The organism is Streptomyces sp. NPDC045701 (assembly GCF_056432045.1).
Genome location: NZ_JBWKJV010000137.1, coordinates 1 through 3,899, shown reverse-complemented (window position 1 = coordinate 3,899; position 3,899 = coordinate 1). Strand labels below are relative to the sequence as shown.

Annotated in this window: 1 protein-coding gene; it reads left to right on the top strand. The window is 68.3% G+C overall.

The window, feature by feature from the left end; translation table 11 throughout:
• Positions 1-169: 169 nt before the first annotated feature.
• On the top strand, positions 170-3,899 hold a 3,730-nt coding region (locus AC07DW_RS33645; RefSeq protein WP_478861409.1), incomplete at its 3' end, for an RHS repeat domain-containing protein.

Sequence of the window (3,899 nt, the reverse complement as noted above, 5' to 3'; positions counted from 1 at the left end):
GTGCACGAGCGTGGGTCCTTCCTCGTACGAACTTTGGACGGTTCAGTACGGAAACCTACGCTCGTCGCCTTTTACACCACCTTCTGGACGCGACCGCTCCCGCTGCAAGCGCTTCTTTACCGGCTCCGACGACAAACAGGAAACCCCAGGAACGGCCACTCGGGGGAATGTGCGGCCCTGCCCGGACGGGGTTGGCTGGCAGGCGTATGTCCCGACAGTTCCGCCTTTTCTGGGGGCTTCCATGCCGCGTTCTGCCACCACTGCGGGTCACGGTCCTGTCACAGCTCTGGCTGCGCAGGCCAGGCCCGCCAGCCCGGGGTTCCGCACTGCCCTGCGGCGGGTGGCCCTGGCGACGGCTGTGGTGATGGGGGTGTCGGCGGTACCGGTCGTGTCGGCGGTGGCAGCTGAAACGCCGGGTGGTGGGGTGCCGGCTGGGGTGTCGGGTTCGGTGCCGCTGGGTGATGCTGCTGCGGGACAGGTAGATGAGCGGACGGGTCTTTGGCGGATGAGCCTGCCGCTGGTGACCCTCGGCGGGCGTGCGGGCCTGGACGCCTCGGTGGCGTTGTCGTATGACCAGCAGCTAGCGGCGGGCGGGGTGGACCGGCATGGCCTGGGTGCGGGGATGACGCTGGGGATGTCGTTCGTGGACACTGAGGGCGGGGTGCGGGTGTTCCCCGCCTCCGGGGGCATGTTCGAAGCCGACGAGGCATCGGCGACCGGCCTGAAGCGCTACCCGCTCAAAGACCTGAAGTTCGGGCGCAAGGACGGCACTCTCCCCGCCCGGGACGGGGTTGCGGCCCGCCCATACAGCTACGTGCTGTCGTATGAGGACGGGCGGGTGGATTTCTTCTCTGCTGAGGGGGATCTGCTGGCGCGTGAGGACCGGTCGGGTAACCGGGTGGACTGGGTGTGGGGGGCGGGGCACCGGCTGGTGCAGGTGGTGGACACCTACGGGCAGAAAGCCACCCTCACCCCCTCGGCGACGGGGGTGACGGTCACCTCGCCGGCCCGCTCCGACGGCCGGGTGCCGAAGATGCAGCTGAAGATCGAGGGCGGCCTGCTGACCGAAGTGACCGACCCGGCCGGGCAGGCCACCACCCTTGGCTACCGTGCGAGCAGCGAGACGGGCAACAAGGCGCTGCTGAGTGAGATCGTCACCCCCGCCGGGGCACGGACCGCGGTCGGCTACCAGATGGCGGCGGGGATGAGTGTGGTCAAAACGGTGCGGGTGACTGACGCTGGGGGCAAGGATATTGTCGCGCCGAAGAGTTTCTCGCTGGTGCCGGTGGACGGGCAGCTGCACAGCCACACCGGTTTCCCGGCGTATCAGCACACCACGTTCGGCCTGTTCGACGCGGCTGACGCTGCCGCTCAGGGCTACCGGTATGCCACGGAGCTGTCGGACGGGGTGTCGGTGGTGCGCTCCACTTACAACAAGCTGCATTTGCTGCAGGAGCGGGAGACGTTCCTGGTTGCCGGGGACAAGCGGGTCAGCCTGCACAAACAGAGCATGGACTACGCGGGGGAGGCGGACGAAACCCCGCCGTCTCCGGTGGCGCTGCCGGCGAACTACGCCAAACCCGCCCAGGCACGCGTCACCCACCTGGGACCCGGCGGCACGTCCCGCACCACCGCGGAGACCGCCGTCTTCGATGACCATGGCCGGCAGACCGAGCGCAAGGACGTTACCGGGGCGGTGACCCGGACCGAGTACGGGCCCTTTGGGCAGGCGGTGAAATCGGTGACCACCGGCGCGGACGGCACCGTCGCCGAAACGAAGAACACCCTCACCGCGGACGGCAAGCATGTTGCCGCCACCACCGAAGCGGTGGCGAACAAGGCGGGTGAAACCCCCAGGGCCCGCACGGTCACGAGCTTTGAGACTGATGAGCACGGTGAACTGGCGTCGAAGACTCTCACCTGGGCCGAGGGCGCGCGCCCGGAGGGTGATGAGGGGCCGCAGAAGCTGACCGAGACCTACACCACCAGCATCGACACCACCGCCCATACCCGCACCGATGCGGTGACCACTCCCGCGGGGACGGTGAAGCAGATCACCGATCTGGCCACCGGCGAAGTCGTCGAAACCATCGACGCGGCGGGGCGGGCGGTGAAGAAGGCGTATGACGATGCGGGGCGGATGATCAGGGAGACCGGGCCGGACGGGCTGACCGTTACCGCCGCCCACACCCCGACCTCCACCACCCTCACCGCCCCGGACGGACATGTCACTGTCGAGACCCGCGATCTGCTGGGGCGGGTGGAGGAGAAGACCGACAACATCACCGCCGGGAAGATCACCAGCGACCCCGGCGCGCGGACGCTGCAGCAGGTGGAGTACTCACCCGACGGGCTGACCGCCACCACCACCGACAGCGCCGGCCGCAAAACAGTCACCACCAGTGACCTGCTCGGCCGGCCGGTGAAGGCCGTCGCCCCCAACGGCACCAGCCAGATCGTCTCCTACGACGATGTCGCGAACACTAAGACCACCGCACTGCTCCCCGCCGGTGAGAGCGACCCGGCTAAGGCGGTGACCACCACCACCGAAATGCTGGATGATGCTGACCGGCCGGTTGCTGCGTCGACCACGCATCGTGATGGCACCCCGGTGGCCGCGTCCAGCCAGTCCTATGACGGGCTGGGCCGGGAGCTGGCAGCGGTGACGGGGGATGTCACTACCCGCCTTGCTTACGGTGCGGGCGGCACGGTGGACACCGCCACCCTGACCCCGGCCGCACCCGGGGTGTTTCCCGGCGGTGAGGTCACCGCCGAGCCCCGGCAGGACCTGACCGGCGGACCGGTGGTCAAGACCCTGGCGGCTGGCCAGGATGAGCGGTTCGGCGCTGTCCTGAAGCGGGATGATGCGGGGCGTGTCGTGGAGGAGAGGGACCCGGCTGGCGGGGTTATCACCATCGTCTATAACGAGCGGGGTGAGGTGGAGAAGGTGACCCGCCCGGACGGGTCGGTCACCACCACCTCCTATGACCCGGCCACCGGGCGCGTCCTTGGGACCGCGACGGTCTCGGCCGACGGCAGCAGGACGGTCAAGAGGGCTTACACCTACGACAAGGCCACCGGCCGGGTGACGGAGGTGTTCGACCCTGCTGACAAGGACGGCACCCGGATCGGGTACGAGTATGACGCGGATGGTCATGTCACGAAGGTGGCCTATCCCGACGGCAGAACCCTCACCCGGGAATACGACACCCACGGCCAGCTCGTCGCTGCCACTGACGCCGCGGGTGCGAAGACGGTCTACACCCACAACGGTGACGGAACCCTGCACTCAGCGAAGCAGACCGGCACCGGCGGCAAGACCCTCGCCGAAGTCACCTACACCTACGACGGTCTGGGCCGGGTGGAGAAGGTCGACCGCGGCAACGGGGTGACCACCGCCTACACCTTCACCGATGCCAGCCAGGTCAGGGGTGAGAAGACCACCCGGGCGGACGGGTCTGTGGTCACCGAAGCCGCCTACGCCTATGACGCGCACGGCAACCTCACCTCCCGGACCGACACCCGGCCGGAAGTCGGCGGCACCGGCACGGTGGTGAAGAACGCGGAGGGGGCGGTGAGCAACACGGTCACCACGACCGACTACCGCTACGACGCCTACGACCGGCTCACCCACTCCCTCATCAAGGACGCCGGGGGAAAGCCGGTCACTGAGACGGCCTACACCCTCAACGTCTCCGGCGACATCACCCGCTCCGAGACCACCCGCCACGATGAAGGCGGGAAAAAGACGGTCACCGAGCATGAGATCGACCCGGCCGGCCGGCTGACCGCCATCGCTGCCGACGGGCAGAAGAAGACCCAGGAATTCGACCAGGCCGGGAACCTGGTCAAAGACCACCGCGGCAACACCTGGACCTACAACCCCCTCAGCCAGCCCA